This is a genomic window from Salinivibrio sp. PR5, assembly GCF_001996085.1.
GTDB classification, from domain to species: Bacteria; Pseudomonadota; Gammaproteobacteria; order Enterobacterales; family Vibrionaceae; genus Salinivibrio; species Salinivibrio proteolyticus.
The window spans coordinates 15,468-42,284 of sequence record NZ_MUFK01000008.1 but is presented as its reverse complement, the minus strand read 5'-3'; the positions used below and the strand labels follow the sequence as shown (position 1 = coordinate 42,284).

The window sequence follows — 26,817 nt, the reverse complement described above, 5'->3', positions numbered from 1 at the left end:
GCCTTTATTGCCTTTAGAAGATGCGATGTTATTCACCCGCGATGGATAAGCGGGCGAAGCGGATGCGTGGCGCAAAGAAGGCGCCATCATAGTTGGGTAACACGGTATTGCCGATCGCCTCTATCTCATTGAGCATGGTATAGAAGTTACCAGCCACCGTTATCCCGCGAACCGGACGAACGCGTTTGCCATCTCGGCAAACAAACCCACTTGCACCGAAAGAGAAGTCGCCACTGATGGCATTCGCGCCTGAATGCACCCCTTGCAGTGACACCAACTCAAGATATTCACCCGCATGCACGTCTGCATCACTATGTTTACCTGCGGCAATCACATCATGACGAGAGGTGACATCCAAGCCGCCCTTGGGACTGCGGCCCGCGTTCGCCGTATGGGGAACACCAAAATGCTGTGCTGTGGCGCTGTTGTGTAAAAAGCCGACTAAGACGCCGTTTTCAATCAAAGGCGTGTCGGTGGTGGCAAAGCCTTCGCTATCAAAGGCTTTAATACGCATCCCGCCATCAAGCCTTGCTACATCGGTGATGGTAAGCGCACTATCTGCAACGGGCTTGCCGACTTTTTCACGCCAAGGGTTAGTCCCGCGCTTGGCGGCATCGCCGGAGAAGCAGCTGCCAAAGGCGCCCAGCAATTCGCTGAGACAATCATGCTCAAAAATCACCGGATACGAACCGGTTTTCACTGGGCCACCCTCGAGCAAGGCGTCAGCGGTTTGGTAGGCCAGTTGGGTCGCATGGGCGAGATCTAGATCAGCAAAGCGGCGTGACACTGACGCGCCGAGATGCATCGCTTGCTTACCGTCGTGATTGAGCAGTGCGGCGGTGTAGCAACTAAAGCTACGTTCGCTGTGATAGCAGCGTGTGCCTAAGGTATTGGCAAGCAACTGATATTGGGTTTGCTCACTGTACCCATTGTAGGGCGCCCCCGTTGCGCGGGGTTGGCTGACCACATCTTGCTCAAGGGCGAGCGCCAACGCGATCTTGTCTTCAATCGGGGTGTTATCTGCTTGCAGTAAGCAAGGATCTTGTTGATCAATGTGCTGCCCTTCAGCGCGAATTTGCTGATCCGGGTCGGCCTTGGTAAAGCTTGCGTTGGTGAGTGCGGCGTTCACCATGCTGGCAAGGCTGTCGCTATCTAGCGATTCTGAATAGCTGGTGGCGACTTGATCCCCTTTGACCACCCGCACGCCGATCACTTGACCGGCGGTGACTTTGTGCTCGGAGAGATCGCCTTGGTCGGCTTTGAGTGACAAGCTTTCGCTGGCGTTGGCAATCACGTCTGCTTGCGCACCTTGCTGTTTCACCAAGCTGAGGACCTGATCGACGGCATCGCTTAGGGTTGCTTTAATGATTTGCTCACTCATGCGTTACCGCCTCCTACTAGGATATTATCGACTTTCAATGCAGGTTGGCCCACGGTGGTGGGGACAGCGCCGCTCACCGAGCCACACATACCGGCGGCAAGGGCAAGATCTTTGCCGACCATGCTGATTTCTTTAAGCACCTTAGGCCCCGTACTGATTAAGGTGGCAGACTTGAGTGGCACGGTGGTCTTACCGTCTTCGACCAAGTAAGCTTCTTGGACCGCAAAGTTAAACTCGCCGGTGCCGGGTTGTACTGAGCCGCCCCCCATCTTCTTGGCGTAGATGCCACGCTCCATGGAGCCAATCATGGCGTCTAAGCTGTCGTTACCGGGCTCAATAAAGGTGTTTCGCATCCGCGAGGTCGGTGCGAATTTATAAGACTCACGTCGGCCAGAGCCGGTGCGCGCATAACCGGTTTTCAGGCTGCCCATGTGATCGACCATAAAGGAGGTGAGCTTACCGTCTTTGATCAACTGGGTATGCTGGGTTTCCATGCCTTCATCATCGATATTGATTGAGCCCCATGCATTCGCCAAGGTGCCATCGTCCACCGCGCTCACCACAGGGCTTGCAATCATTTCGCCCATTTGGTCATGGAAGACGGAAGCTTGCTTAGCAACCGAGGTGGTTTCTAACAAGTGGCCACAGGCTTCGTGGAAAATTACCCCACCAAAACCGTTGCCAATCACTACAGGCATTTCGCCCGATGGGCAGGCTTGGGCACCGAGTTTAATCAGCGCTTGTCGTGCCACACGCTCGCCTAGTTCGACTGGATCGATATCCTGGTGGAATTCCCAGCCTGTGAGCGCGCCAGGGGCATCAAAGCCCGTTGACTGTTCCTCACCGTTAGTGGCGACCGCTGTAGCGGCAATACGCGTGTAGTGGCGGGTATCTGTGACATGCAGGCCATGAGAGTTAAATATTTCGACCTGTTGCTCGCGTTGGCCGACACGACCAATAATTTGTGCGATCTTATCGCTTTCGGCACGAATACGCGCATCCACTTGGCGTAAGAACGCTACCTTATCGGCCACATGTTGATCTGCCGATAACGGCTCAGACACCGGATGTTTGTCATTTAAATGGGACAAATTAAGTGGACCAGCGGTGGTGATTTGATCGCGCTTATCACGCGCGCATAGCAAGCTGGTGACTTTTTTCAATTGTTCTTCATCGCGGCTGTTGGTGTAGCCATAAAGCACTTTGTGGCCGAAAAACAACCGGATACCAATACCAAAATCAATCCCTGAGCTCACTTTATCCACCTCACCAGACAACAGCTCTACGTTGCCTGAGTGATGGCGTTCGACAAAGAGTTCGGCGAAATCCGCGCCTAAAAACAGGGCATGGTCAATCACCGACTTTGCCGTTGATGGATTCAGCATACTTCCTCCTAAGAAGTGTGTTAGCGAACCTTTCATTCTACCAAGCTTTTATTGGTAATGATCACCACTTGCAGTGAGTGCATGATATTTCATCACTTTTTGTGTCATTCATTGAGCTGAAAATGGACACTTTCAATGCGCGTGACCAAAAGGCGACGAGTATGGCGCAATCCGTTACACTACGCCGATACAAGTAACGAGCGGATAGAATCATGAGTCAGATCGCAGCCAACATTATCACTGGGTTTCTTGGCGTGGGGAAAACCACGGCGATTCGTCATTTATTAGCGAATAAACCCGAGCATGAACGTTGGGCTATCTTGGTGAACGAGTTTGGTGAGGTGGGTGTCGATGGCGCTATCCTCTCTGAACAAGGTGCGTTGGTAAAGGAAGTGCCGGGAGGATGCATGTGTTGTGTGGCCGGCCTACCCATGACGGTGGGGCTAAATACCTTGCTTGCCGAGAAGCCGGATCGAATTTTGATTGAGCCGACGGGACTCGGTCATCCCAAAGATATTATCGGTAAGCTGACTCAGCCACCTTTCGATACTTCTTTGTCGCTGGGCGCGACCATTACTTTGGTGGATCCGCGTTGTATTGATGATGTGCGCTATCGTGAAAATCAAAACTTTCATGATCAAATCGCGCTCGCGGATGTGGTGGTGGCCAATAAGCTTGACCAGTGTAGCGAGGCGCAAATCGCCACCTTTTATGATTATGTCGCCGCGTTTGATGGCGAGAAAAGCTTGGTAACCGGTGTTGAACAAGGGGCGCTCGATACCGCGTGGCTTGCATTACCGCGTCACGCTCGTCAAGCGCACTATCATCACCACCACAACGATGCCGAGCCCATGACCACACTCGCTCTGGGCCCGGACGATACCTTTACCCGCAAAGAAAACCAAGGGCAGGGCTATGTCAGCTGCGGTTGGTTGTTTGCCGCGCACTGTTGTTTTCCGTTTGATGCCTTGTACGGTCTATTGAGCAACATCAACGCTCAACGGATTAAAGCGGTGGTCAATACAGACGAGGGTTTTTACGCGTTTAACGTCGCTAATCAGGTGGTTACCGTGACGCCTATGTCGATTGAACAGGCCGAGTCGCGCATCGAAGTGATCGATACCGACGTCTTACCTTGGGATGAGCTAGAGTCGATCCTGCTTTCTTTCCTTACCCCGTCTAACTAACTGGCATACACAGATCTTGCCAGCGGCGCGTTCTTATCCGATAAAAAACCGGCCCAAGTGGCCGGTTTGTCTTGTGTCGCTTGTTCGTCGCGGCTAGCTGGCGTATTTGGCGGTGAGCACCTGCCAGCTACGTTTTTGTTGCTGAAAACGCACCTTTAAATCTTTGTATTGCTGGGTTAGCTCGGCGTTCTCGACTTTTTCGCGCAGCTTGTCACGCTCGAGCGCTAACAGCTGTTTTTTCAGCGTGTAGTAGTCCGCCATTTTGGCGACCAAAGCATCATACTCTTGTTGCAGGATTTGCAGACGATGCGAAGCGTGTGGCTTGTCACTAAGCTGTTGTGTGACGCGCTGCAATTGCATGGTCGCACGCGCCTTTTCAATCTTCTCTTCGGGGGTCACGCGCAGTTTTTCCGCCAGACCCAACCAAGATGCGGTTTTGATCAGCCATTTAGTGGGATCAAACTGCCACCAGCGAATGCCGTTGCGGTAGTCGTTCTCAAAAATATGGTGGAAGTTGTGGTAGCCCTCGCCAAAGGTCATCAAGGCAAGCACGCCATTATCCCGCGCGGTGTTTTTATCGGTATAAGGCTGGCTGCCCCACACATGCGCCAACGAGTTAATGAAAAAGGTGGTGTGGTGGCTTAGCACCAATCGAGTAAAGCCGACCAGTAAGATAGCGCCCCAAAGATCGCCATGGAGCAAACCAAACGCGATAGGGAAGCCAAAGTTGGTGGCCAGTGTCAGCGCAAGGTAGTGCTTGTGTTGCCACATCACGATCTTATCTTTTTGCAGATCGCGGCAGTTGTTGTAATCGCCATAGCGGTTGGGATGGTATTCGCGCAGCATCCAACCAAGGTGTGAGAACCAAAAGCCGCGCTTGGCCGAGTAAGGATCAACATCGTTGTCATCGACATGGCGGTGGTGAATGCGGTGATCTGACGACCAATGAAGCGCACTGTTTTGCAGCGCAAATGCCCCACCAATGGCGAAGATAAAGCGCAAAGCCGGATGGGCTTGATAGGTTTTGTGGGCCCACAACCTGTGATAGCCGGCGGTGATCGACAAGCCACAAAAGCTGAATGCGACAATCAGCGCGGTGATCTGCATCCAATCAAAACCATGATGCCATGCCCACAATGGCGTACCAATTGCGGCAATCAAAAAAGTGAGGGTAAACACGCTAATGTTTAACCAGATTAAGCGTGGTTTCTGAGGGGGAGAGGTTGAAGCCTTGGTATCCATAACTCGTTATCTTTATTTAAGCGTACACTTGTACGCTAGAATAGATGCGTGCTACAGCTTGGTCAAGCATTCCCCGCATTGAGTCGTCACAAAATTGTTTCTGTTTTTGTCCTTCGTCCGTTACTTGTTGAGATAGCTATACTTAGCTTTCACGAGACGATGTGACGAGTACGATGTTAACGATAGTCACGGTGAAGAGTTGCCGTTTTCTGCCGATAACGGTGATAAAAACTGGATTGATTTTTCGATTAAAAATAGGCGGATAAGCATGATGTCCTATCCGGCTATTCCGCACTTTGTGAAAACCATGGGTCACCGGGTGGTGAGCTACATTCTCAATGTCACAGAGGCGGAAGGCCGACTGATTTTGATGCAAAAATTGGGGCTAAGCCGCACACAGCGCGACACACTCAACCAATATGTCGAGCTGTGTCGACAGCTACGTGTGTCTGCGGTGGAGCAGGGGGAGAGCGAGCAATCTTTCTTCTATCGTCTGCCCCATGTGATGCAAAATGGTCGTCATATTTTCAATGTGTGGCGCGCACAACAAGGTGGAGAGTTGGCAACGCGTGTTAATAGCGTTGATCCGCTTATCAGTGCCTTTTGTCAGCTTGCCGGTGAGCTCTATCCACTCTTTTTGATCAAAGCGGGTCACCGTCCTCATCTTTTCTATCGTGGGGCAGGTTACTTAACGGCTGCTATCGAACAGTTTCCAATCAGTAAGATTGTGCAAAAGCGTATTTTGGCCGATCCGTCCCTCGAGCGCTTGTTTGACGCCATAGGTAATGATCCTCAGCAAACGTTCGGTGACTACAAAGATGCAACCGGGCATCGTGGTGTAGTGAGTTTGGCGAGCTTGCCGGTATCGATTTTAATCAACAGTTATGACTTGATGCGGATCCGCGGGATAGTCTCTGCGGATCGCTTTGTCAGCACTGTACAAGAAATGTTGGATATCGCCCGCAGTCTTGCCGATGGCGAAGTGGCACATATTCCGATGTTTGTTGGATTTCGTAATGCGGCACTCACCAACTTAGCGGAATTGGATACTAAATGGGGAAGCATTCGCCGTTATACGCCAAGCATTGCTGAATACGTACTTCAAGCGCCGGGGTTAATGGCCAAACGACGCAATAACGGTTTTATGTTGGAGTCGGGCTATGCGTTTGCGATCAACTTTGGTGACTTCCTCGAAGATGACGATTGGCCAGATGAAGTGATGGATGCTAATACCGATCAGCAAACCACGGAGCTCAACATCACTTTGTGTATGGCGCTTTGCTACCTCACAGAATACAAACCCTTTGTCGCACCCGAGTGGGTCTGGCGCATTGATCCTTTTTCGCTGGATAACCGTCGGCAAGATTTTGGCTCAGTGGCCGAAACCAGTGACCCTATCGCGATAGGTGAACTCGATTTGGTGGACATCGAGCGGTGGAGCATGTTGGTCGATGATACGGATTCGAGCGGCATTCGTTTAGCCATGTCCCGCTTATATGCCGCGGCAAAACGTCCCAACACGCAAGGGGCGCTGGTGGATGCGATTATTGCGTTGCGAAATATTTTTGCTGCCAGTGATGACATGGCGCGTGTTGAACCCGCGGCGCGTCATCTTGTGAATGCGCCGTTAGATATTTCTATGATTAGTGCACTCGCAGAGGATTGGCAGGCGTTGCTGACGGGCGAGTTTTTTGAAGACCCAGAAACGATCAGCGAAAAGGTGAACGATTGTGTTCAGCTTTGCTTGGTCTGCCTACATCATTTGTACTTACAACACCCTCATTTGATCAGTCGCGCGGATCGTCTTCAAGCACTCTGTGACTTAGCTGAAACTCAAACCAGTGACCGATAAAGACAGTATTTTGACAGGTTTGCCCTCATCCCTGTTCATCTTGGTTTATGCTTACTGTGTTGACCCAGCCACACTCTCAGTTAAGAAGTCGACAAGGAGAGGCTTTTGACCACACAAATTCTGATCACTGATGATTCCGCACTGGCGCGTAAGCAGCTCGCGCGAACCTTACCCAAAGATTTAGATGCTGAGGTGCACTTTGCCGAGAATGGCAAGGTGGCTTTAGATGTTTTAAACAGTCAGTCGATCGATATTATGTTCCTTGATTTAACCATGCCGGAATTGGATGGTTATCAAACCCTTGAAGCAATGCAATCTGCCGGGATGACAGTCCCCGTCGTGGTGGTGTCTGGGGATATTCAACCGCTCGCTCAGCAGCAAGTGCTTGAACGGGGCGCGAAAGACTTTGTTAAAAAGCCCATTAGCCGCGAGCGCGTTGAGGCATTGATTAAAGCCTATCTGCCCACCGCAACCGCCTCGGAAACGGAGCGCTCCCATGCACCGAAGGAGAAGCTGAGCCGGCGTGATATTTATATGGAAGTGGTCAACATTGCTATGGGGCAGGCGGCAGATAAACTCGCGCGTCATTGTGGCGTGTTTGTTCACATGCCCCTGCCGCAGGTTAATGTGTTTGAGGTGACTGAATTGACCATGACCATTCGCCACTTGGCACAGTCAGACACCATGAACGGCGTTTGCCAAGGTTTTAGTGGCGAAGGGATTGCTGGTGAAGCTTTAATGCTGATCAGCGATTCCAGTATCAGTGACATGATCGACTTGCTGGATTATCCCGATGATGGCTCGCTCGATAATGAACTCGAGCTGTTGGTCGATATTAGCAATATCTTGATTAGTGCCTTTTTGCGAGGGCTCGGTGAGCAAGCTGCGCTCGAGTTTTCGCAAAGCTATCCGGCATTAATGGGACAACATGTAGAGGCAGATCATTTGATAGCTGCGATGAAAGGCTCTTGGAAACGCACGGTGACCATTGAAGTGAGCTACCAGATCGATGGCACTGAGATTAAGTGCGATCTATTGCTGTTATTACTGGATGAATCGCTACCTTTGTTGGATGCGAAGCTGGCTTATCTGATGGACGAGGAGTAAGGCGATGACAGAAGATTTTGATCAATTCCATTGGATGCTCGATATGGTGCAACACATCGATATGGGATTGATTGTGTTAGACAAAGATTTCCAAATTCAGATGTGGAACGGCTTTATGGTTCACCACAGCGGCAAACACGCTAAGGATGTGCAAAATCGCACCTTATTCGAGGTGTTTCCGGAAATCAACGAGCCTTGGTTTCGCGCCAAATCACAGCCTGTGTTTGAGTTACGCTGCCGCAGCTTTATTGTCTGGCAGCAGCGCCCTTACTTGTTTCGTTGCCGTCACGTGCGTCCGATTACCGGTCAGCTTCCCTTTATGTATCAAAACGTCACTATGCACCCCATGGCCAATACACGCGGTGAGGTGAATCATATGTTTATTTCGATTCAAGATGTGACCAATGAAGCGTTAGCAAGTCAAACGCCCCGAGCTACCGCACCGACTCGGACTGCGTCGTCGTAACCTCGCTTAGTTTTGATCGTCGTGTGGTGACGATGATAGGTGTTCTGGCTCGCAGAACGCGTAGGTGCCACCAGATAGCGACTTTTTGGCGTAATACATCGCAGCGTCAGAGCAATTGAGCAGTTGTTCGACAGACTCCCCATGTTCAGGATAGCAAGCAATGCCAATACTGGCAGAGAGTCGTGCCTGTTGCCCGTCCCCTACGTCAAAGGGTTTATCTAGGCTGGCAATAATTTTGGTTGCCACGCGCGCTGCATCGTCTGGCTGACTGGTGTACTCGAGAATGACCGCAAATTCATCCCCACCGAGCCGTGCTAGTGTGTCGGAATTACGGATACTATGTCCCATTCGTTTGGTGGTTTCAATGAGCACACAGTCTCCCGCATCATGGCCGTAGGTATCATTTATTTTCTTAAAGCCATCAAGATCGATAAACAAAAGCGCAAAGTGAGCGCTTTGCTGACGAGCTTGAGCCATGACGACATCGGCGCGTTGTTTAAACGCAACACGGTTCAAGGCACCGGTTAAAGTGTCGGTATGCGCCATATGCTCGAACTGAAGATATAGACGTTTGGTCTCATTGATGTCTTGATGGGTGCCGGCCATCCGCAGCGGCTGGCGGTTTCGGTCCCACTCCATAATCTTGCCCTTCGCCAATACCCATACCCAAAACCCATCCTTATGTAGCATGCGGAATTCACACTCATAAAAGGGATCATGGTCACTGAACGCTGCTTCTATCTCTTTCGATGCGCGGCTGAAATCGTCGCTATGACAGAGCTTTTTCCAAGTTTCAAAAGAAGCTGGGGTAAGCTCCTCTTTCTGGTAACCCAAGATTTCGGCCCAACGCTCATTGATGACCAGCTCCCCAGAGGGAATATGCCATTCCCACGTGCCCACATGGGTGCCGCGAATAATTTCATCGAGGCGACGTCGTTCGAGCTTAAGCTCATACTCAGTCCGTCTGGATTTGCTCAGCACCAACCACATGACAGCAAGTCCAGCCCCTAGTAAAAAAATGATCAGCGAGGTAATGACGAGTTGATGGTCTTTTTGCTTTTCGATTTGCTCGGTTTGTGTTGCGACCATCTTTTCAAGTCGGTTCTGATAATGCCAGAGGGACTCTTGCGTGGCGCGGAAATCGCTAATATCGGCGATAATTGAGAAGAGTAATCTTGCCCCCTGATAGTCGATAGGCACCGACGAGACTTCTACGGTTCGGGAGGAGCCGTCCGCCGTACGATGGCGAAAAACAAAATAGTTTCGGTTYTCCAGTTTGGCGAGTTTGCGCTCTTCAGCAATAGCTTCTGGTGATAAATCATTGATATCACCAATGTTCATCTGCGTTAGTTTATCAATTGAATAGCCATAAAATCGACTCGCGGCAGGGTTAGCAGCTACAATCTCACCACTTTCTGGCACGATCAACATCATTACCAGCGTATTCTTTTCAAACATCTGATCAAATGGGTCGACTTGACTCTGTGGCGTGGCAAAGGCTATCGGCACAAGCAAGACGCTTAACAGAAACATCAACAACTGCTTCATCACAAGTGGTGCTCACAGCGCGTGGTCTAAATTTTAAGCGTAACATATAGGTTAATTTGTTGTGTGACAAATGTAACCTAATGCCGCTGAAATCCTTTGCATCACCGTGATTTGAAGCAGAGTGTGACACTCTTCAACATGTTAAGAAAATGTTTTTATTGATAATGCTAACTGGGCTTTTCACAGTGCGGTTTTAAACGATGAGGCACTTTAGGAAGCGCCTTCACGCCTTTTTCTAGCGCTTGAATACGAGTGTCAGGCGATGGGTGGGTCGAGAGTAACTCTGGTGGCGCACCCTCTGAGGCTTCGGCCATGTTTTGCCATAAGGCGACACTCGCACTCGGGTCAAAGCCAGCTTGATGCATGAGCTGTAAGCCAATTTTGTCAGATTCAGACTCCTGCGCACGATTGTAGGGCAGTAAAATCCCTACTTGCACGCCAAGCCCTAAACCGGCCATAGCCATCGCAGCGTATGGGCTGTCAGACATTGACATACCTGTGATGGTGAGTCCCAGCGTGGCGAGTTGAGAGCGAGATAGGCGCTCGTTGCTGTGGTCAGCCAGTACATGTCCGATTTCATGTCCAATCACTGCCGCGAGTTGATCCGGGGTATCTGCCACATTGAGTAAACCCGTATAAACGCCCACTTTGCCCCCCGGTAGTGCAAAGGCATTGACTTGCTCGCTATCAAATACGACTACTTCCCATTCGGAGAAATCTGCCTGTGGGGGCACGACGGCCAAAATAGCATCGGTGACACATTGTACATAGGCATTGATGGCTTGGTCGGAACTAATCGGCTGAGATTGTTTCATCTCTTCGAAAGAGCGTTGACCAAGGTTGGCCATTTGGTCGCCGGAAAACAGTAATAGTTGATTGCGCCCGGTGGGAGAGTGTGCGCATGCTGAGAGCAATATCGTGAGGCTTGCTGACAAAAACACGGTTTTTGCGATGCGTAGCATGGGGGCTCCCTTTATGGTTATACTCGTTGATGATGACAAGCTACTGAAAAAACTAACGTATAGTAATCAACTAGACGCCGTTTTCAATATCGGGCTTTCATGACATGTAGCTTGATCCCACCCAACAGTATGACAAACATCCATAGCGACGATGAAAAATAGAGGCAAAGTGTGAGCATTTGGAAAAAAGCGATGTCATTGGAGGCTTTGAATGCTTCTTCGAGTAATACCTTGGTTGCTCATTTGGGCATAGAGTATACGGCATTTGATGAATCGAGCCTCACTGGGACTATGCCTGTGGCTCCCCATACCCATCAACCTTTAGGCATGTTGCATGGTGGCGCGTCTGTGGTGCTCGCAGAAACGCTGGGATCGTTGGCGGCAAACATGTGTGTGCCCGAAGGTAAGTATTGTGTTGGGTTAGATATCAATGCCAATCACTTGCGTGCGATGCGAAAAGGGACAGTGACTGGCGTGGCAAGTCCTGTACATCTTGGGGCAACCACCCAGGTGTGGAATATCACTATTCACGATGAACGAGGTCGAGACGTGTGTGTAAGCCGACTTACGATGGCGGTACTCACCGATAAACGCGCCGATAAATCGTTGGAGGATTGAGGGAGATGGTGGTTGATATCGAACACGGTAAGCTAATCGTGACCGCGCATGAAGTGGTGATCAAATTGCCCGCAATGAAATTGAGTATGCAGGTTCAATCTGATTCGTTACAGATGATTGCGGATGCCAATGTGTTGGTGGCTGATGCTGGCGATGTTCGTTGGTCACTGCCGTTAAGTGCCCAACATATTGCGTTGATCTCAGATATTACCGGTATTCAACCGCAATAATCTGACTGAAATGAACGGCATCTTCCTCTGGAGGTCGTGAGAAAGGCACACTGTGCAAGCGTTAATCATCACTTGCACAGTGTCGCGGATTGGACGCGTGATTAACTGTGCGACGCGCTGACCTCGTAGCTGGTAAACTTGCGCACATTGATCACGCCTGTATCAAAGATCAGATACTGACCTTTGATCCCTTGTAACACACCACTGACTTCAGGGTGTTTATCAAAGTTATGCGAACTGATCTTGGTAGGGTGCTTAGTGACAGGGTAACTAAAGCTCAATGCATCCAGCTCGGCGGGCTGAACCGCATCGCTACCGAACTGTAGACGAATATCCGCGAGCTCCGATTCAATCGCTTGAGTAAGTCGCGCCGCTTCGGCGTGGAGATCGAGCTGACCATTGTCGCCCTTTAAGATCGCGCGCCAATTGGTTTTATCCGCGACATGTTGTGCAATGGCGACTTCAACCAGCCCAGAAATATGGCGTGTTTTTACCCGAAACAGCGGAAGAGCCTGTGTGGCGCCTTGATCGTGCCAGCGGGTTGGCATTTGGTTAGCGCGAGTAATCCCGACTTTTAACCCAGACGTGTTGGCCAGATAGACGATGTGGTCTGTCATGCAGAACTGCTCTCCCCATTCTGGCTCGCGACACGTCCCTTGTGCATAGTGGCAGGTTTCAGGTTTCATAATACACATGTCGCAGCGGGCGAGCTTTTTCATGCACGGATAACAATGGCCTTGCGAGTAACTCTTTTTGTTTTTCGTCCACACGCATCGCAAAAGATATTGCCAGTGTGGGTCAGGGTTAGGGTTTGTCCAAGGAGAGGGTTGAGATGCAGCTCTTCGCCACCGACACGCAGAAAGTACTGTACCTCTGCGCCGGCTTCTGTGCGCATCTTATCTAAGGTTCCAATCACGACATTGCTCATTCTAGTTTTATTAAGAGCGGCAAGTGTAGCAAATGGCGTGCACGGACGTCAGGTGGGAAAACACAGGCCAGCAGCTACTCGCCTGTGTTTGGCTAATCGTTAGCCGAGGCGGTCTTCAACCATTTGTTTGTTGTCGGTGGCATGTTCACGGTACAGGCTAACCGAGACGACTAACACTTCTTCTTGTGTGTCTTCGTTAATTTGTTCAATCACGAAATAGTCTGCGTCTTGATCTTGAACGCCACGCTCTGCTAAACGCAGCACATCTTCTTGAATGTTTCCTTGGATCTCGATATTGGCGGTCTTCTCAAAATCCCCAAAATCGAGGGTGGATTTGGCAATCAATTCCGGCGCAGCAAATGCATTGAAAGACAGGATTGAAGCAAAAAGCATGGACATCGAGAGGATTTTTTTCATGACGCATCGTTAAGTCGGTGGATTTGCTGACAACCTAGCAAAATGGCGGCTGGAACGTTGTCAGCACTGCGTTAAAACTGAAAAATTCGTTATTTACTGGTGACGAATGAGGCAATGGTATCCGTTAGCGGGATGCATCTTCTACATCATCGCCAAATACGTCGTCTTCCTCGAAGCCGGTAGCATTGCCGAGATGGTCGGCAAGCAGATCGTCATCGGTTGGGATCACGTGCTGTTGTAATGTATCCATGATGGTTCTCCTTGTGCTGCGCCTGTTTTCAAGGCTCAGCGGTTTCCCCTTTTAGTTTGCACATGGCAGTTAGCTGACTCAGGATGCCAGATGACAGTCAGGACCTTTTTGCCAACTGCCCACATTAAACGATTTAGATGGTTGATTGCCATCAGTGTATTCAGTCTATGGCGGCTCGATGTCAGTATTGTGACAAGTTAACCAAAGCGACTATGCGCTTTGAGTTAGCGTTGCGAAGCTGCTGGCTGAGTGAATTGAGCCACGACGGGACAATGGTCACTTAAGCGGTAACGCATCACGGTGTGGTAATCAAAGTGATGCTGGTAGCTATATTGCCACTGCTTGGCTAAAGGTTCACTGACTAAGATGTGATCCACCAAGCGGTTATACATAACTTGATTCCACGATTGGGTTCGATGGTTGTACCGTCTTGCCTTACAGCGTGCTCGGACAGACTCGGTGACGTTTATTAAATGGGGCGGTGTGGGGGACTTTTCAACCAGACGAGTCTGAAAGTCTCGCCAAACGGCATCATCGCTCTCACCAATGTAGCGATTAAAATCGCCCGCGACCACGACGTGTTCGCCCGCATGATGACGATCACTCACCCAATCGGCTAACACGCGCATCTGCTTGTTAAGTTTATCGCAGCTTCGGGTGCCTTGTGATTGATGAAAACAACCTGATTTCAGATGGACAGACAGCATATGAAACGGCGCTTGGTCAGGGGGCGTAATAATCACGTAGGTGGCGTAGCGTAGCGCTGGGACACCAAAAAAGCTGGGTAACGCGATCGCGCGAAGATCTTTTGGATCCGAAACGGTCCATCCATTGCGTACCGCAATGCCAGTCAGTTGTTGACTATTGGGTTTATCGCGCAGCGCGGGGTAGCGGTCAGAAAAGTAATAAGTGTATTGATCGCTGGGTACAACCCGTGCGAGTGCCGCCGGACTATCGACTTCTTGAAACGCGAGCACGTCCGGCGAGAGCTGTTCAAAAACCGAGGCGAGTTGATGGTAGTCTTCGTCACCACGATCTCCAGCGCGTTGATCGCCTTTTAGGGTTAACCATTCAAAGTTCCATGTTGCTATCGTCAGCGCAAAGCTCGGGCACGTTACCGCCCAAAGCATCACTACGATTCCAAACCGCCGGATCACAGTGGCGTAAACCTCAATGATGACTTCATAACTGTGATCTTACTTGAAGCCTGTAAGTCACATTTGATCGAACCCACAAAATGCGGACAAGGTTTGATTTTAACTAACAAAAGTCACAACAATTCATCACAACATTGATGACCTTGTACGCGTTTATTCCTCCGAATTTCTCTATTCGAAACTTCGATGATCTGTATCAACACAATGGCGACCCCACTTGCTATTAAATGCCACATCTTGTGTTGTTTGCTAGTTTTAAATCCAATATATGGTGATGGAGGGCATATGCCAGCGGTAATAAAGCGCGACGGAACACGCGTCTCATTTGATGCTGACCGGATTGTTCAAGCGGTAACTTGTGCGCGAGAATCGGCACAGCGTGCGCAGGGGACGCGTTCGTGTTCGTTATCGGATCAGGCGATTCGATCATTGGCCGATAAGATCGCAACCCAGTTCGCTGGCGAGAAAGAAGTGGATATCGACCACATTCAATATGCCGTGGAAGATGCGCTGATGTCTGGGCCGCATAAAGCGGTTGCACGTGCCTACATTGAGTATCGTCACGATCGCGATATTGCGCGTGAACGCCGTGGCCGATTGAATCACGAAGTGCAAGGCTTGGTGGGACAAACGAACACCGAGCTGTTGCACGAAAATGCCAATAAAGATAGCAAAGTGATCCCAACTCAGCGGGATCTGCTGGCTGGTATTGTCGCCAAGCACTATGCCAAACAACATATGCTACCCAGTGCGGTGGTACGTGCGCATGAATCGGGAGAAATCCATTATCACGATCTCGATTATGCGCCTTTCTTCCCGATGTTTAACTGTATGTTGATTGACTTGGCGGGCATGTTGCAAAAAGGCTTTAAGATGGGTAATGCGGAAATTGCGCCGCCAAAGTCCATCTCGACTGCAACCGCGGTAACGGCACAAATCATCGCGCAGGTGGCCAGTCATATTTATGGTGGTACCACGATCAATCGCATCGATGAAGTGTTGGCACCCTATGTCGAAGCCAGCTATCACAAACACCTAAAAGTGGCGCAAACCTGGTCCATTGCCAAGGCGGATCAATACGCTATGGCACGTACCGAAAAAGAGTGCTTTGATGCGTTTCAGTCGTTGGAGTATGAAGTGAACACCTTGCATACCGCCAACGGGCAGACGCCATTTGTAACCTTTGGCTTCGGACTCGGACAAAGCTGGGCCGCCCGTGCGGTGCAACGAGCCATCCTTGCCAATCGTATTGCGGGCTTGGGCGAAAATCGCAAAACGGCGGTTTTCCCTAAACTTGTGTTTTGTATTCGCGAAGGGCTCAACCGTCATCCTTCAGATCCGAATTACGACATCAAACAGCTTGCGTTGGAGTGTGCGTCCAAACGCATGTATCCCGATATTCTCAACTATGAGCAAGTCGTTCAGGTAACCGGTTCTTTTAAAACACCCATGGGATGCCGCAGCTTTTTAAGCGCCTATCAAGAAAATGGTGAGTGGGTCCACGAGGGACGCAATAACTTGGGGGTGGTCAGTGTTAATTTACCGCGATTGGCGATTGAGGCTGAAGGCGATGAAGAGACATTCTTTGCGCGCCTAGATGCCACGCTTAATATTGCCCGCCAAGCCTTGGATACCCGTATTGCACGTTTTAAAGGGGTGAAGGCCCGTGTTGCGCCGATTTTGTACATGGAAGGGGCCTGTGGCGTACGTCTTAATGCGGATGATGACGTGAGCGAGATTTTTAAAAACGGTCGCGCATCTGTCTCCTTAGGGTATATCGGATTGCATGAGACCATCAATGCTCTATACGGCAGTGAACCTCATCTCTACGACAGCGTGATTAAACAGAAAAAAGCCAAGGCAATAGTCGCGTATTTACATGATGCGACGGAGCGCTGGAAAGAAGAAACGGGCTACGGCTTTAGTTTGTACAGCACACCGAGTGAAAACCTGTGCAGTCGTTTTTGCCAACTCGATACCAAAGCCTTTGGAATGATTGAAGGGGTCACAGATAAAGGCTATTACACCAACAGTTTCCACTTAGACGTGGAAAAGCAGGTGACGCCCTACGATAAGATTGATTTTGAAATGGATTATCCACGCTTGGCAAACGGCGGATTTATTTGTTATGGCGAGTACCCCAACATGCAGCATAACACCGAAGCGCTCGAAAATGTTTGGGACTATAGCTACACACGTGTGCCTTACTATGGGACCAATACGCCTATTGATGAGTGTTACGAGTGTGGATTCACAGGGGAATTTGATTGCACCAGTAAAGGGTTTACCTGCCCTGCATGCGGCAACCATGATCCCGCCAAAGTATCGGTCACGCGCCGTGTCTGCGGTTACTTGGGCAGTCCTGATACGCGGCCATTTAATCCGGGTAAACAACAAGAAGTGATTCGTCGCGTCAAACACATGTAGGAGAGGGGCGTGAACTACCACAAGTACATTCCTATTGATGTCGTGAATGGTCCCGGCACACGGTGCACATTGTTTGTCTCGGGTTGTGAGCATCAGTGTCGTGGCTGTTACAATAAATCAACATGGTCGCTTACCAGCGGCCATCCATTCACGGATTTAATGTGTGAGCAAATCATGCGCGATCTCACGGATACGCGTGTTCCAAGGCGTGGCTTATCACTGAGTGGTGGTGACCCCCTGCATCCTGCCAATCTCACCAGTGTAAAATTATTGTTACAAAAGGTGGGCAAGCACGCACCAGACAAGGATGTTTGGCTATGGAGTGGTTATACCTTGGCGGATCTCTCGCCGGAACAACAAGCAATATTGGCTTACGTTGATGTGCTGATTGATGGGAAGTTTATACAATCTCGCGCCGATCCTAACTTGGTCTGGCGAGGGAGTGACAACCAATGCGTACACTTTTTGTCCGAGCGAGCCCAGCAGTGGCAAGAGAATCAGCGCTGAGAGGTTGCCAATTTTCCCGCATGGGGTAGGGTATTACGTATCTTGAGCATCCAAGCCTAAAAGGACGTAATACTATGTTAGATCTGCTCTCGCCTGCCCAGCAGGATCCGATCCTCTCTTTGTCATTGGCATTTCGTGACGATCCTCGTGAGCACAAAATGGATTTGGGCATTGGTGTATATCGTGACAGTCACGGGCAAACACCGATTATGCAAGCGGTTAAAACCGCGCAGCAATCATTGGCGCAAAGCCAGCAAACCAAAGCCTATGTTGGCCTTGCTGGCAATGAAAACTTCAACCAAGCCATGGTTGATCTACTGCTGAAGGGTACGGATGCTTACCATCGCTGTGCCGCAGTACAAACCCCGGGTGCGAGCGGTGCGTTGCGGATGCTGGCTGACTTGATGCATCTCGCCAAGCCGGTGACCACGGTATGGCTTACTGACCCAAGCTATGTGAACCACAAACCTGTCATGGAAGCGGCAGGCCTAACGGTCAAGTTCTACCCGTATTTCAATCGAGACACCAAGATGGTGGATACCGATGCCATGCTGAATGCATTGTCTCAAGCCGGCGCTGACGACGTGGTGTTACTGCATGGCTGTTGTCATAATCCAACGGGAGCGGACATTAGCCTGAAAGAGTGGGAAGCAATCACTGATCTGGCTAATCGCAATGGCTTTACTCCGTTTGTTGATATTGCGTATCAAGGGTTTGGAGATGGCGTAGATGAAGATGCGCGTGGCCTACGTGTGTTAGCCGATAATGTTGAAGAGATGCTGATTGCTACCTCTTGCTCGAAAAGCTTTGGCCTGTATCGTGAGCGTACCGGTGCTGCCATTGTAGTGGGTAAATCAGCCAAAGAAGCGCAAAATGCCAAAGGACGTATTTTGCAGCTGGCGCGTAGCACCTACACCATGCCACCGGATCATGGGGCGGCGATCGTCGAAACCATCCTCACCGACGACGCCCTCACGAAGCAGTGGCGCGAAGAAATCGAAGCGATGAACACGCGCATTAACCGCCTGCGTGAGGGCCTAACGGCAGCTTTACGCGATCGAACCGGTGATGGCTACTTTGACTTTATTCAACAGCACCGCGGGATGTTTTCTGTCTTGGGATTGAGCACAGAGCAAGTCAATCAACTGCGTGATAAGCATGGCGTGTATGCGGTTGGAGATAGCCGTATCAATATTGCCGGCTTAGCGGAGCGCCATATTGATACACTGGCCGATGCGCTGGTGGACGTAACGCGTTCTTAATTTAGCGCGGGTTGTATAACGGAAGAGGGCTTTTAGCGCATATTGCTAGGCCCTCTTTTTTGTCAGTGTAAAACGCGCATGCGGATGTAGAAAAAGGTGCGCCCTTGAGAAGACAAGGGCGCAAGCTGGTTCATGTGGATGGGGGATAATGAACTAGCTTAAATCGACATCTTTACAGCCAAAGAAGTATGTCGCGAGAAAGCCAACCACATAAGCGATAAGCAGTCCGGCAACAAAGATCAGCATGCCCGGGAAAATGCCGCTATCTGTTATTGGCAAGGGATAACCGTAGTCTTGTCATACAGTTGCCACATTGACTGATATTGCTGCTCCCTCCAACGGCGGATAGCAGTTGCGCGACGGTATTGGCAGTGATTTTGGCCATGGGGGCGATCCTCTGGAGCTAAAAATAGTTAATCACGATGGAGGGCTGCACGAATAAAACCGTTGTGCTCGGTGAGGCGAGTTTTTGCTTGCTCGGCATCCAAATCGGCCAAAATCATCAAGATGGCGGTTTTGCAATGACGATCGCATGCGCAGAGGGCCTGTTCAGCCACCGCTTTTGAGGCGCCGGTTGCCTCCACCACAATATTGATTTGGCGTTGGATCAGTTTGGCGTTAGTGGCTTCAACATCAACCATCAGGTTACCAAACACTTTACCGCTGCGGATCATTGCTCCAGATGTCAACATATTGAGGACGAGCTTTTGCGCGGTACCGGCTTTCATGCGCGAAGAGCCGGTGACGACTTCAGGCCCCACGATGGGCAGAATGGCAACATCTGCCGACTCAGCCATTTGGCAATGAGGATTACAAGCAATCGATGCTGTCATGGCGCCAATGGTTTTCGCATAGGCTAATCCGCCGAGTACATAGGGTGTACGACCGCTCGCCGCAATGCCGACAACCACATCTTTATCGGTTAGGTTGAGTGAGCGTAAATCGTCTTGGCCTAGTTGCTCGTTATCTTCAGCGTTTTCCACCGCCTTTAAAATAGCTTGATGGCCACCCGCGATAAGCCCAATGACTTGATCCGGATGTGTGCCATAGGTGGGAGGACATTCGCTGGCATCCAAGATGCCCAAGCGGCCAGATGTTCCCGCACCCATGTAGATTAAGCGTCCGCCGTGTGCAAATGCATGCGTAATTGCATCCACCACTTGCGCAATTTGTGGCAAGACGGCTTTCACCGCAAGCGCCACTTTTTGGTCTTCATCGTTGATCACTTGCAGCATTTCGACCGTTGAAAGTGTGTCTATCTCTGCACTGGCTGGGTTGCGGCTTTCTGTGACCCATCCGCTTAAATCAATTGTCATGCTTTGTTCTCACATCAGCTGTTATTTGACGGCGATTCTATGGAATAAAATATTCCAATATAGTGATCAAAATCACTGTTATGGTTATTCTTTATACACGGTTATTCTGGAATAATGTCGATAATACTTGGGGTAAATGGCGCTTAATATGCAGGTGAATGATGCTTTTTCAGCAATTTAGGGATATTCGATGTAATTCCAATATTGGAATAATTTATTTATGGCGTTGAGGCGTTATGTCAATTATCAATAAAATTTTGGCTCGGCGGACACAATTGTCGCAGCGCGGGTGCCTGATTGGCGATTGGGTTGTCGCGCATCCAGAGAAAGCGGCGCAGCTAACGAGCCAAGCGCTGGCTAAGCAGGTGGGGGTGAGTCAATCGAGCATTGTGAAATTCAGCCAAAAAATGGGTTACAAAGGATACAGTGAGTTCAAGTTGGCGCTGAATGAAGAGATTGGCCGTAAGCAAGTGATGCAATCGACACCGATGCACAGTGACATCTTAGCTGATGATCCGATGACGGTGATTTCCCAAAAGTTAGTCAAAGCGAAAACGGAGGCCATGTTTCAAACTACCAATGCCCTTTCTTATGAAGCCTGTCATCAAGCGGTAGCGTGGCTTAATGGAGCACGTCGGGTACAAGTGGTGGGGATTGGCAGCTCGGCGCTGACTGCGAAAGATCTGAGTTTTAAATTATTGAAACTAGGGATCACGGCGCTGTGTGAACAAGACAGTCATGTACAAATTGCCGTCGCGCGCACATTGGGGGTGGATGACGTGCAAATTGTCATTTCATTTTCGGGGGAGCGAAAAGAGATTTTAGTCGCCACGGAGGCGGCTAAAGAACAAGGTGCCAAGGTGATCGCCTTATTAGGACCCGGCCGAAGTCGTATCAGACACATCGCAGACATTACGTTCGATACCATTGCCGACGAAACCAAACATCGCAGTTCGTCGATCGCGTCCCGCACGGCGCAAAATGTGATCACAGATTTACTGTTTATCAGTTTGGTGCAACAAAGAGATGAGAGCGCTCGGCAATTGATCAGTGATATTTCATCCGATATCAAACAGATCTTATCGTGATGAGCTTAAAGGGACGCGTGATTAAAAAGGCCCGATGCAATCAGGCCTTATTGTGTGCGGATGCTCTGGCACCCAGACAGGTAGATGCGGGATAGTGCTTAGCGTTTATTCTTTAAATAGCGCTTACGCCGTGCTTCTTTGTTCGCCGCTTTTTCTGCCTCGCGGCGTGCGGTTTCTTCTTCCACTTGCACTAATTCAGTTTCAATCATATCGGGCGCTTCTAGGGTGATGCCACCCAGCGCGCCGGCGCGGAGGTCGTGAAGCAGAATTTCTGATGCTTTATGAATATCGACCCGCCCGCCAGCACGCAAACAACCGCGTTTCGCCCCAATCGCCTCCATCAACTCGATTTCAGTTTCGGGTAAATCGTCTAGCTGATAACGCTCTTGCAGACGTTCTGGATAGGCGCTGGCTAGGTACTCGACGGTGTAAAACGCCACTTCGTCGTAGTCCATTGCCGTGTCTTTGACGGCGCCGGTTGCCGCGAGGCGAAAACCGCTATGTGGATTCTCTACTTTTGGCCATAGAATTCCCRGTGTATCCGAAAGCACTACGCCATTTTGCAAGTTAATTCGTTGCTGCTGGCGCGTCACAGCGGGTTGGTTACCGGTTTTTGCTATCACCCGGCCGGCAAGGCTGTTAATGATGGTTGATTTCCCTACATTGGGGATCCCCATGATCATCGAGCGAATATTTTTGCCCATGGCCTCGCGATGAGGAGCAAGCGCGCGGCAACGCTCCATGATTCGATTGACTTCACTTTGCTGCTGCGTGGTGATGGCCATAGCAGAAACGCCTTGCTCTTGCTCCAGATGTGCCATCCACATATCTGTCATGGCAGGATCGGCAAGATCGCGCTTGTTCAATACTTTGATAACAGGCTTATCGCCACGCAGCGTGCGGATCAGCGGGTTCTCGCTACTAAAGGGAATGCGTGCGTCGAGTACTTCGATGATCACATCGATCTTAGGAACGACTTCTTCGATTTCTTTCCGCGCCTTGTGCATATGGCCCGGAAACCATTGAATCTTATTGTTAACCATTTGAAAAATTGCCTTTTATCATCCGCAGTCACTCGCGGGCAGCGTTTTATCTTTTATACGTTTTCGAGTGACAGTCATATTAACTCTTCATCCTATCACTTTTTGATCCAAAAGCAGGAGTAGAAAGCCGTTGCGGAGGCGTATCGCCGTTTTATGTATGCAAATAAATACAAAAAAGGTCAGCTGTGAAAGCTTTGCTAGACTAAATGTGTTTGTGTGGGCGGTTGTGCCAAGTGATGTAGAACAGCGCTCATTTTCTGGTTAGCCATTTTGCTAAGAGAGAAAGCGACTATGTTACGACGGAAAAAGAATAAGAATCTAACTGATACTGAAATCACGGTATTACAGCAAAAGTACAATGCGATATGGGACGGTAATGCTGTCATCGAGTTTGAACCAGATGGCACAATTATTCGGGCTAACGAGAACTTTCTTGGTGCAGTGGGTTATCGCTTGGATCAAATTCAGGGACAGCATCACCGAATGTTCTGTCCGCCTCATGTTGCCAACCACCCAGACTACGGCTTGTTGTGGCAGAAAGTTCAGCAAGGCGAGAACGTCTCCGGCATCTTTGAGCGCATTGATGCGCAGGGGAATACGTTATGGCTCGAAGCGAACTATTTTCCTGTGCGAGATGAACAAGGAAAGGTGATCAGTGCCGTCAAGATCGCGGCGGATGTGACGCAACGAAAGCAGGAAGCCGATAAAACGGGTTCAATCATGCAAGCACTCGATCGCTCACAAGGGGTGGTGGAGTACGATATTGATGGAACGATAAAAACGGCTAATCGCAATTTTCTCTCGCTAGTGGGGTATCAGGCTGACCAATTGCAGGGTAAGCCTCACAGTGTGTTGTGCGAAAGTACCTTTAACGAAGACTACCCACAGTTTTGGCCTCAGCTTGCCCAAGGACAGTTTCAATCCGGACTGTATCGCGTGCTCTCGAAAACCGGTGACATTATTTGGGTCGAAGGAAGCTATAACCCGATACGAGACGGTCAAGGAAATATCATCAATGTGATTCAGTTTGCGCGCGATGTCACTCAACGCATTGAGCGAGAGCAAGAGATCCAGTGCACCATTAAGGAAGCATCGGAAATTGCTAGCAGTACGTCTGAGCAAACGGCACAGGTCTGCCAAGAGGGGCTTAACTATTTGCAAGAAGCGCTCACGACATCAGCGTTGATTGCACAGCAGGTTGGCCAAGCCACCGTCAGCATTGAAAAGTTAAATGCGCAGTTTGCTGATATTGAAAAAATCGTCCACACCATTCGTGATATCGCAGAGCAAACCAATTTACTCTCACTGAACGCAGCGATTGAGGCTGCGCGCGCAGGTGAGCAAGGGCGGGGATTTGCTGTTGTTGCCGATGAGGTGCGCCAGCTATCGCAAAGGACCAGCTCTTCCACCAGCGAGATTGCTAATGTCGTTGAAAATAACCGTAGCTATATTGAGGCAATACGAATATCGATACAAGAAGCCCAAGGCACATCAGATACGGGGAAAGATAAAATCGAGCAGGTAGCGGCATCGATGGAAGAAATTGAGCGCGGTGCGCAGTCTGTCTCGTCGATGGCGACAGAGCTGATCCAACTGCAGCAATAAGAGGCTCAGGAGAAATACCGCAGTGCCTGGCCCTGCACATGCTTGAGCCAGACACGCTCGGCGCGATTTAGGATTGGCTGGATTGAGTGTCTGAATCAAATTGCTTGATTAAAACAGAGGTATCACAGCGGCCAAACCCGCGCTGTTGGAGTTGTGCGTAGCGCTGATCAACTTGTTGGGTGAGAGGGAGATCCACGCCTAATTTGGCGGCTTCGTCTAAACAAAAGCCAAGGTCTTTGCGCATCCAGTCAATGGCAAAACCGAAATCAAACTGATCGTCTGCCATGGTATGGGCGCGGTTGCTCATCTGCCACGAGCCTGCTGCACCGTGCTGAATGGCGCTAATCATTTTGTCGATATCTAAATTGGCCGACTGGGCAAATGCGATCGCTTCTGACAAGCCCTGCAAAACGCCCGCAATACAAATTTGATTGGCCATTTTACAGCGCTGTCCACTGCCATGGGGGCCGATGTGTTGGCTCGCCTTGGCGTAAGCGCGCATGACGGGTTCAACGCGTTCAAAAACGGATGGCTCACCTCCAACCATAATGGTCAATGCGCCATTTTCCGCGCCTGCTTGTCCGCCCGACACAGGAGCATCTAGAAACTGGATGCCTTGTCGGCCACAGACGTCAGCGAGCTCTAAGGCCAGTTCAGCTGATGTCGTGGTATGATCGACCAGCACACTGCCTTTTTTCATATGGGCAAGCACTCCGATATCGCCATACACGACGCTTCGCACATCGTCATCGTTCCCGACGCACATAAAAACAATATCGGCGTGAGAGGCAGCCTCCGCCGGTGTCGTACCGAAGGCCCCTTGATATTGCTCTGACCAGTGTTCTGCTTTAGCCGTTGTGCGGTTATAGACAGTGGTTGGAAAGCCATTTTTTTGTAGATGTCCGGCCATGGGAAACCCCATGACGCCTAGGCCAATAAAAGCCACAGAAGGAGTTTGAGTTGTCATATAGCATCCTTGTTGTTATATGAGCGATAATTTATCAGAAACTTAACCTGATTTGTTCCTTCAGATGATAATCTTGTACCATCACATTTTGTGTTGTAACACGGATTACTATGACAGCACCTCAATCTATCGCTTTAACCATTGCACACATCAACGACACCCACTCGCATTTTGAATCGACACCTGTTTCGCTGAGCTTGGATAGCACACAGACGCGTGTTTATGCGAACTGCGGTGGCTTTGCACGTATTGCATCTGCCGTTAAGCGTTTTCGTGCTGAGGCGGACCAGAAAGGCCACGCGTTCATGTTCTTGCATGCGGGGGATTGCTTTCAAGGTACCTTGTACTATTCCCTATTTAAGGGGCAAGCCAATGCCGATATGCTCAATCAGTTGGGGATTGATGCGATGGCAATCGGGAATCATGAGTTAGATCAGGGCAATGGTCCGGTTGCTGATTTTCTTGATCGTATTACCTTTCCCTTGCTGGCCGGCAATTGGCACGTTGCCAATGAAGCTACAGACAAAGAAAAGCGCGTCAGTGAAAAGCCCGCGTTATTGCCGTATTTGCCCGAACAGAAACGCGCCAGCGTGATGATCAAGACGATAGCAGGGCGTAAGGTGGGTATTTTTAGTCTCGCGGTCGAGCAGATGGCTGCACTGGCTAACCCTGATCATGACACGCCTTTTTTGCCTGTCACAGAAATTGCCAAAAACACGGTAGCATACTTGCGTTTGCAAGGGGTCGGTACTGTGATCCTGCTCAGCCACTTAGGGTATGACAAAGATAAATCATTGGCTGAATCCGTCTCTGGCATTGATGTGATTGTGGGCGGGCATACCCATGTCTTGCAGGGTGACTTTCAAAACATTGGCCTCGACAGCCAAGACCCTTACGGTTATCAAGTGAATGATACCTGGATTGTCCAAGCCGGTTGCCACGCTCAGGCAATTGGACGTTTTACCTTAACGCTAGATGCCAAAGGGCGCCCGACTCATTTTGAGGGGCAAAACTATTTATTGTTAGGCCGTAGTTTGGCGATGGATGCGTCGCGCGAGCATAAACTGACTGCTTCCTCATACCAAGCGGCACGTGACTATTTGAACCAACAGCCAAATCTTCTGATCTTGCCGAGTGATCTCACGCTCAAGCAGTATTTGCAGCAAACTTATCGCCCTCGGGTAGCACAGTTAGAAAGTGACATTGTCACGCATGTGCCACAGCGGTTGCGTCATGTTCGCGTGCCGGATCAGCAAGGCGGCAGTGATGTCGCGCCATTGGTGACGGAAAGCTTTCTATGGGCGGCGCGTGAACAGGGTATCGAGGCAGATTTTGCCATCCATAATGCCGGCGGCGTTCGGGTGAGCTTAAATGCGGGTCCGCTTTCTGCCGCACTTATCGCTGGTTCATTACTTCCGTTTGCGATTGATGTGATTGCGTATCGGGTAACTGGCGCGCAAATCCGCAATGCGCTGGAAGGTGCGATTAATAATGCCACGGATAATGGGGTGATTGGACTCGGATCGGGCAGTTTTCCCTATTGTGCCGATCTGCGCTATCGCTATGAAGCATGGCAGCCAATGGGCGGGCGCATCACCCAATTAGACATTAAGCGCGGTCAGCACTGGATTGCGATTGATGATGAGCGCCAATACGTTGGTGTGTCATCTTCATATACCGCGCAAGGTAAAGAGGGATATGACGCTCTTCAAACCGGCCGTCGTCGCTCAATTGGTTTATCGATGGCAGAATGCTTCATGCAATACGCGCGAGCGCAAGATGTATTGCAACTCCCTGACCAGCCTTTGGTGTGTTATCTCGCATCACCTCAGCAGGGCGAAAGCTGCTGGCAATCATAATCACTTACTTGGC

Annotated in this window: 24 protein-coding genes and 2 pseudogenes; 12 read left to right on the top strand and 14 right to left on the bottom strand. The window is 50.1% G+C overall.

Annotation, left to right across the window (positions count from 1 at the left end):
- Positions 1 to 28: 28 nt before the first annotated feature.
- Both BZG82_RS05230 and BZG82_RS05225 read right to left on the bottom strand, forming a co-directional pair.
- On the bottom strand, positions 29 to 1,381 hold the full coding sequence (locus BZG82_RS05230; protein ID WP_077765321.1) for a TldD/PmbA family protein: 1,353 nt from the start codon (positions 1,379 to 1,381) through the stop codon (positions 29 to 31).
- A complete protein-coding gene (locus BZG82_RS05225) occupies positions 1,378 to 2,766 on the bottom strand; it encodes a TldD/PmbA family protein (RefSeq protein ID WP_077765320.1) in 1,389 nt (462 codons plus the stop codon). The genes BZG82_RS05230 and BZG82_RS05225 overlap by 4 nt, the downstream gene beginning before the upstream one ends.
- A gap of 212 nt (positions 2,767 to 2,978) precedes the next feature.
- On the opposite strand from BZG82_RS05225, the gene BZG82_RS05220 reads away from it, so the two are divergent.
- Complete coding sequence (locus tag BZG82_RS05220) at positions 2,979 to 3,953, top strand: CobW family GTP-binding protein (RefSeq protein ID WP_077765319.1); 975 nt, start codon at positions 2,979 to 2,981, stop codon at positions 3,951 to 3,953.
- Positions 3,954 to 4,046: 93 nt separating this feature from the next.
- Here BZG82_RS05220 and BZG82_RS05215 read toward each other — a convergent pair whose 3' ends face one another.
- Positions 4,047 to 5,195 carry an acyl-CoA desaturase gene (locus BZG82_RS05215; protein ID WP_077765318.1) on the bottom strand — a complete coding sequence of 383 codons (1,149 nt, stop codon included), beginning with the start codon at positions 5,193 to 5,195 and terminating at the stop codon, positions 4,047 to 4,049.
- A gap of 268 nt (positions 5,196 to 5,463) precedes the next feature.
- On the opposite strand from BZG82_RS05215, the gene BZG82_RS05210 reads away from it, so the two are divergent.
- The 3 genes from BZG82_RS05210 to BZG82_RS05200 all read left to right on the top strand — a co-directional run bounded on the left by BZG82_RS05210 (position 5,464) and on the right by BZG82_RS05200 (position 8,620).
- Positions 5,464 to 7,047: a hypothetical protein gene (locus BZG82_RS05210; RefSeq protein WP_077765317.1), complete on the top strand. Its 1,584-nt coding sequence runs from the start codon at positions 5,464 to 5,466 to the stop codon at positions 7,045 to 7,047.
- A gap of 105 nt (positions 7,048 to 7,152) precedes the next feature.
- Positions 7,153 to 8,154, top strand: coding sequence for a response regulator (locus BZG82_RS05205; protein ID WP_077479979.1), 1,002 nt, complete (start codon positions 7,153 to 7,155; stop codon positions 8,152 to 8,154).
- Between the two features lie 4 nt (positions 8,155 to 8,158).
- Positions 8,159 to 8,620: a PAS domain-containing protein gene (locus tag BZG82_RS05200; RefSeq protein ID WP_069586922.1), complete on the top strand. Its 462-nt coding sequence runs from the start codon at positions 8,159 to 8,161 to the stop codon at positions 8,618 to 8,620.
- A gap of 6 nt (positions 8,621 to 8,626) precedes the next feature.
- Here the strand turns inward: BZG82_RS05200 and BZG82_RS05195 are convergent, their stop codons facing one another.
- Both BZG82_RS05195 and BZG82_RS05190 read right to left on the bottom strand, forming a co-directional pair.
- Positions 8,627 to 10,153 (bottom strand): sensor domain-containing diguanylate cyclase, encoded by a 1,527-nt coding sequence (locus BZG82_RS05195; protein ID WP_158075976.1) that lies wholly within the window; start codon positions 10,151 to 10,153, stop codon positions 8,627 to 8,629.
- 182 nt (positions 10,154 to 10,335) lie between these two features.
- Entirely contained in the window at positions 10,336 to 11,130 is a 795-nt protein-coding gene (locus tag BZG82_RS05190) for a M48 family metallopeptidase (protein WP_077479981.1), read from the bottom strand.
- 171 nt (positions 11,131 to 11,301) lie between these two features.
- Here BZG82_RS05190 and BZG82_RS05185 point away from each other — a divergent pair, with 171 nt between their 5' ends.
- Both BZG82_RS05185 and BZG82_RS05180 read left to right on the top strand, forming a co-directional pair.
- Complete coding sequence (locus BZG82_RS05185; protein ID WP_077765315.1) at positions 11,302 to 11,748, top strand: hotdog fold thioesterase; 447 nt, start codon at positions 11,302 to 11,304, stop codon at positions 11,746 to 11,748.
- A gap of 5 nt (positions 11,749 to 11,753) precedes the next feature.
- Entirely contained in the window at positions 11,754 to 11,978 is a 225-nt protein-coding gene (locus BZG82_RS05180; RefSeq protein WP_069586918.1) for a DUF3389 family protein, read from the top strand.
- A 101-nt stretch (positions 11,979 to 12,079) separates the two neighbouring features.
- On the opposite strand, the pseudogene BZG82_RS05175 reads toward BZG82_RS05180, so the two are convergent.
- From BZG82_RS05175 to BZG82_RS05165, 4 genes and pseudogenes are all read right to left on the bottom strand, one after another.
- A pseudogene (locus tag BZG82_RS05175) lies at positions 12,080 to 12,906 on the bottom strand (DUF2797 domain-containing protein).
- Between the two features lie 99 nt (positions 12,907 to 13,005).
- Positions 13,006 to 13,323 (bottom strand): hypothetical protein, encoded by a 318-nt coding sequence (locus BZG82_RS05170; RefSeq protein ID WP_077765314.1) that lies wholly within the window; start codon positions 13,321 to 13,323, stop codon positions 13,006 to 13,008.
- Positions 13,324 to 13,447: 124 nt separating this feature from the next.
- Complete coding sequence (locus BZG82_RS16675) at positions 13,448 to 13,573, bottom strand: hypothetical protein (RefSeq protein ID WP_269598622.1); 126 nt, start codon at positions 13,571 to 13,573, stop codon at positions 13,448 to 13,450.
- Positions 13,574 to 13,797: 224 nt separating this feature from the next.
- A complete protein-coding gene (locus tag BZG82_RS05165) occupies positions 13,798 to 14,703 on the bottom strand; it encodes an endonuclease/exonuclease/phosphatase family protein (RefSeq protein ID WP_077765313.1) in 906 nt (301 codons plus the stop codon).
- 312 nt (positions 14,704 to 15,015) lie between these two features.
- On the opposite strand from BZG82_RS05165, the gene nrdD reads away from it, so the two are divergent.
- From nrdD to BZG82_RS05150, 3 genes are all read left to right on the top strand, one after another.
- Positions 15,016 to 17,157, top strand: a complete 2,142-nt coding sequence (gene nrdD, locus BZG82_RS05160) for an anaerobic ribonucleoside-triphosphate reductase (RefSeq protein WP_077765312.1) — start codon at positions 15,016 to 15,018, stop codon at positions 17,155 to 17,157.
- Between the two features lie 9 nt (positions 17,158 to 17,166).
- On the top strand, positions 17,167 to 17,664 hold the full coding sequence (gene nrdG, locus BZG82_RS05155; RefSeq protein WP_077765311.1) for an anaerobic ribonucleoside-triphosphate reductase-activating protein: 498 nt from the start codon (positions 17,167 to 17,169) through the stop codon (positions 17,662 to 17,664).
- A 74-nt stretch (positions 17,665 to 17,738) separates the two neighbouring features.
- A complete protein-coding gene (locus tag BZG82_RS05150; RefSeq protein WP_077675283.1) occupies positions 17,739 to 18,926 on the top strand; it encodes an amino acid aminotransferase in 1,188 nt (395 codons plus the stop codon).
- 153 nt (positions 18,927 to 19,079) lie between these two features.
- Here the strand turns inward: BZG82_RS05150 and BZG82_RS16670 are convergent, their stop codons facing one another.
- The 3 genes and pseudogenes from BZG82_RS16670 to murQ all read right to left on the bottom strand — a co-directional run bounded on the left by BZG82_RS16670 (position 19,080) and on the right by murQ (position 20,242).
- Positions 19,080 to 19,205, bottom strand: coding sequence for a hypothetical protein (locus tag BZG82_RS16670; RefSeq protein WP_274532481.1), 126 nt, complete (start codon positions 19,203 to 19,205; stop codon positions 19,080 to 19,082).
- A pseudogene (locus tag BZG82_RS16720) lies at positions 19,195 to 19,311 on the bottom strand (PTS transporter subunit EIIB); the annotation flags it as partial. The gene BZG82_RS16670 and the pseudogene BZG82_RS16720, both read right to left, overlap by 11 nt.
- 28 nt (positions 19,312 to 19,339) lie before the next feature.
- Complete coding sequence (gene murQ / locus BZG82_RS05140; RefSeq protein ID WP_077765309.1) at positions 19,340 to 20,242, bottom strand: N-acetylmuramic acid 6-phosphate etherase; 903 nt, start codon at positions 20,240 to 20,242, stop codon at positions 19,340 to 19,342.
- 236 nt (positions 20,243 to 20,478) lie between these two features.
- Between murQ and BZG82_RS05135 the strand changes: the two genes are divergently transcribed.
- Entirely contained in the window at positions 20,479 to 21,330 is an 852-nt protein-coding gene (locus tag BZG82_RS05135) for an SIS domain-containing protein (RefSeq protein WP_077481978.1), read from the top strand.
- Positions 21,331 to 21,428: 98 nt separating this feature from the next.
- On the opposite strand, the gene ylqF is transcribed toward BZG82_RS05135, so the two are convergent.
- Positions 21,429 to 22,373 (bottom strand): ribosome biogenesis GTPase YlqF, encoded by a 945-nt coding sequence (gene ylqF / locus BZG82_RS05130; RefSeq protein ID WP_077765308.1) that lies wholly within the window; start codon positions 22,371 to 22,373, stop codon positions 21,429 to 21,431.
- 291 nt (positions 22,374 to 22,664) lie between these two features.
- Here ylqF and BZG82_RS16665 point away from each other — a divergent pair, with 291 nt between their 5' ends.
- Positions 22,665 to 23,978, top strand: coding sequence for a methyl-accepting chemotaxis protein (locus tag BZG82_RS16665; protein WP_077481982.1), 1,314 nt, complete (start codon positions 22,665 to 22,667; stop codon positions 23,976 to 23,978).
- Between the two features lie 67 nt (positions 23,979 to 24,045).
- On the opposite strand, the gene BZG82_RS05120 is transcribed toward BZG82_RS16665, so the two are convergent.
- A complete protein-coding gene (locus tag BZG82_RS05120) occupies positions 24,046 to 24,945 on the bottom strand; it encodes an NAD(P)-dependent oxidoreductase (RefSeq protein WP_077765307.1) in 900 nt (299 codons plus the stop codon).
- 110 nt (positions 24,946 to 25,055) lie between these two features.
- Here BZG82_RS05120 and BZG82_RS05115 point away from each other — a divergent pair, with 110 nt between their 5' ends.
- On the top strand, positions 25,056 to 26,804 hold the full coding sequence (locus BZG82_RS05115; protein ID WP_077765306.1) for a bifunctional metallophosphatase/5'-nucleotidase: 1,749 nt from the start codon (positions 25,056 to 25,058) through the stop codon (positions 26,802 to 26,804).
- Positions 26,805 to 26,817 lie beyond the last annotated feature (13 nt).

What these genes read in the sequence shown, in the direction of transcription:
- BZG82_RS05230 (WP_077765321.1), bottom strand. Translation starts at nt 1,381, where the DNA reads ATGAGTGAGCAAATCATTAAAGCAACCCTAAGCGATGCCGTCGATCAG.
- BZG82_RS05225 (WP_077765320.1), bottom strand. Translation starts at nt 2,766, where the DNA reads ATGCTGAATCCATCAACGGCAAAGTCGGTGATTGACCATGCCCTGTTT.
- BZG82_RS05220 (WP_077765319.1), top strand. Translation starts at nt 2,979, where the DNA reads ATGAGTCAGATCGCAGCCAACATTATCACTGGGTTTCTTGGCGTGGGG.
- BZG82_RS05215 (WP_077765318.1), bottom strand. Translation starts at nt 5,195, where the DNA reads ATGGATACCAAGGCTTCAACCTCTCCCCCTCAGAAACCACGCTTAATC.
- BZG82_RS05210 (WP_077765317.1), top strand. Translation starts at nt 5,464, where the DNA reads ATGATGTCCTATCCGGCTATTCCGCACTTTGTGAAAACCATGGGTCAC.
- BZG82_RS05200 (WP_069586922.1), top strand. Translation starts at nt 8,159, where the DNA reads ATGACAGAAGATTTTGATCAATTCCATTGGATGCTCGATATGGTGCAA.
- BZG82_RS05190 (WP_077479981.1), bottom strand. Translation starts at nt 11,130, where the DNA reads ATGCTACGCATCGCAAAAACCGTGTTTTTGTCAGCAAGCCTCACGATA.
- BZG82_RS05180 (WP_069586918.1), top strand. Translation starts at nt 11,754, where the DNA reads ATGGTGGTTGATATCGAACACGGTAAGCTAATCGTGACCGCGCATGAA.
- BZG82_RS05170 (WP_077765314.1), bottom strand. Translation starts at nt 13,323, where the DNA reads ATGAAAAAAATCCTCTCGATGTCCATGCTTTTTGCTTCAATCCTGTCT.
- BZG82_RS16675 (WP_269598622.1), bottom strand. Translation starts at nt 13,573, where the DNA reads ATGGATACATTACAACAGCACGTGATCCCAACCGATGACGATCTGCTT.
- BZG82_RS05165 (WP_077765313.1), bottom strand. Translation starts at nt 14,703, where the DNA reads ATGCTTTGGGCGGTAACGTGCCCGAGCTTTGCGCTGACGATAGCAACA.
- nrdD (WP_077765312.1), top strand. Translation starts at nt 15,016, where the DNA reads ATGCCAGCGGTAATAAAGCGCGACGGAACACGCGTCTCATTTGATGCT.
- BZG82_RS05150 (WP_077675283.1), top strand. Translation starts at nt 17,739, where the DNA reads ATGTTAGATCTGCTCTCGCCTGCCCAGCAGGATCCGATCCTCTCTTTG.
- murQ (WP_077765309.1), bottom strand. Translation starts at nt 20,242, where the DNA reads ATGACAATTGATTTAAGCGGATGGGTCACAGAAAGCCGCAACCCAGCC.
- BZG82_RS05135 (WP_077481978.1), top strand. Translation starts at nt 20,479, where the DNA reads ATGTCAATTATCAATAAAATTTTGGCTCGGCGGACACAATTGTCGCAG.
- BZG82_RS16665 (WP_077481982.1), top strand. Translation starts at nt 22,665, where the DNA reads ATGTTACGACGGAAAAAGAATAAGAATCTAACTGATACTGAAATCACG.
- BZG82_RS05120 (WP_077765307.1), bottom strand. Translation starts at nt 24,945, where the DNA reads ATGACAACTCAAACTCCTTCTGTGGCTTTTATTGGCCTAGGCGTCATG.
- BZG82_RS05115 (WP_077765306.1), top strand. Translation starts at nt 25,056, where the DNA reads ATGACAGCACCTCAATCTATCGCTTTAACCATTGCACACATCAACGAC.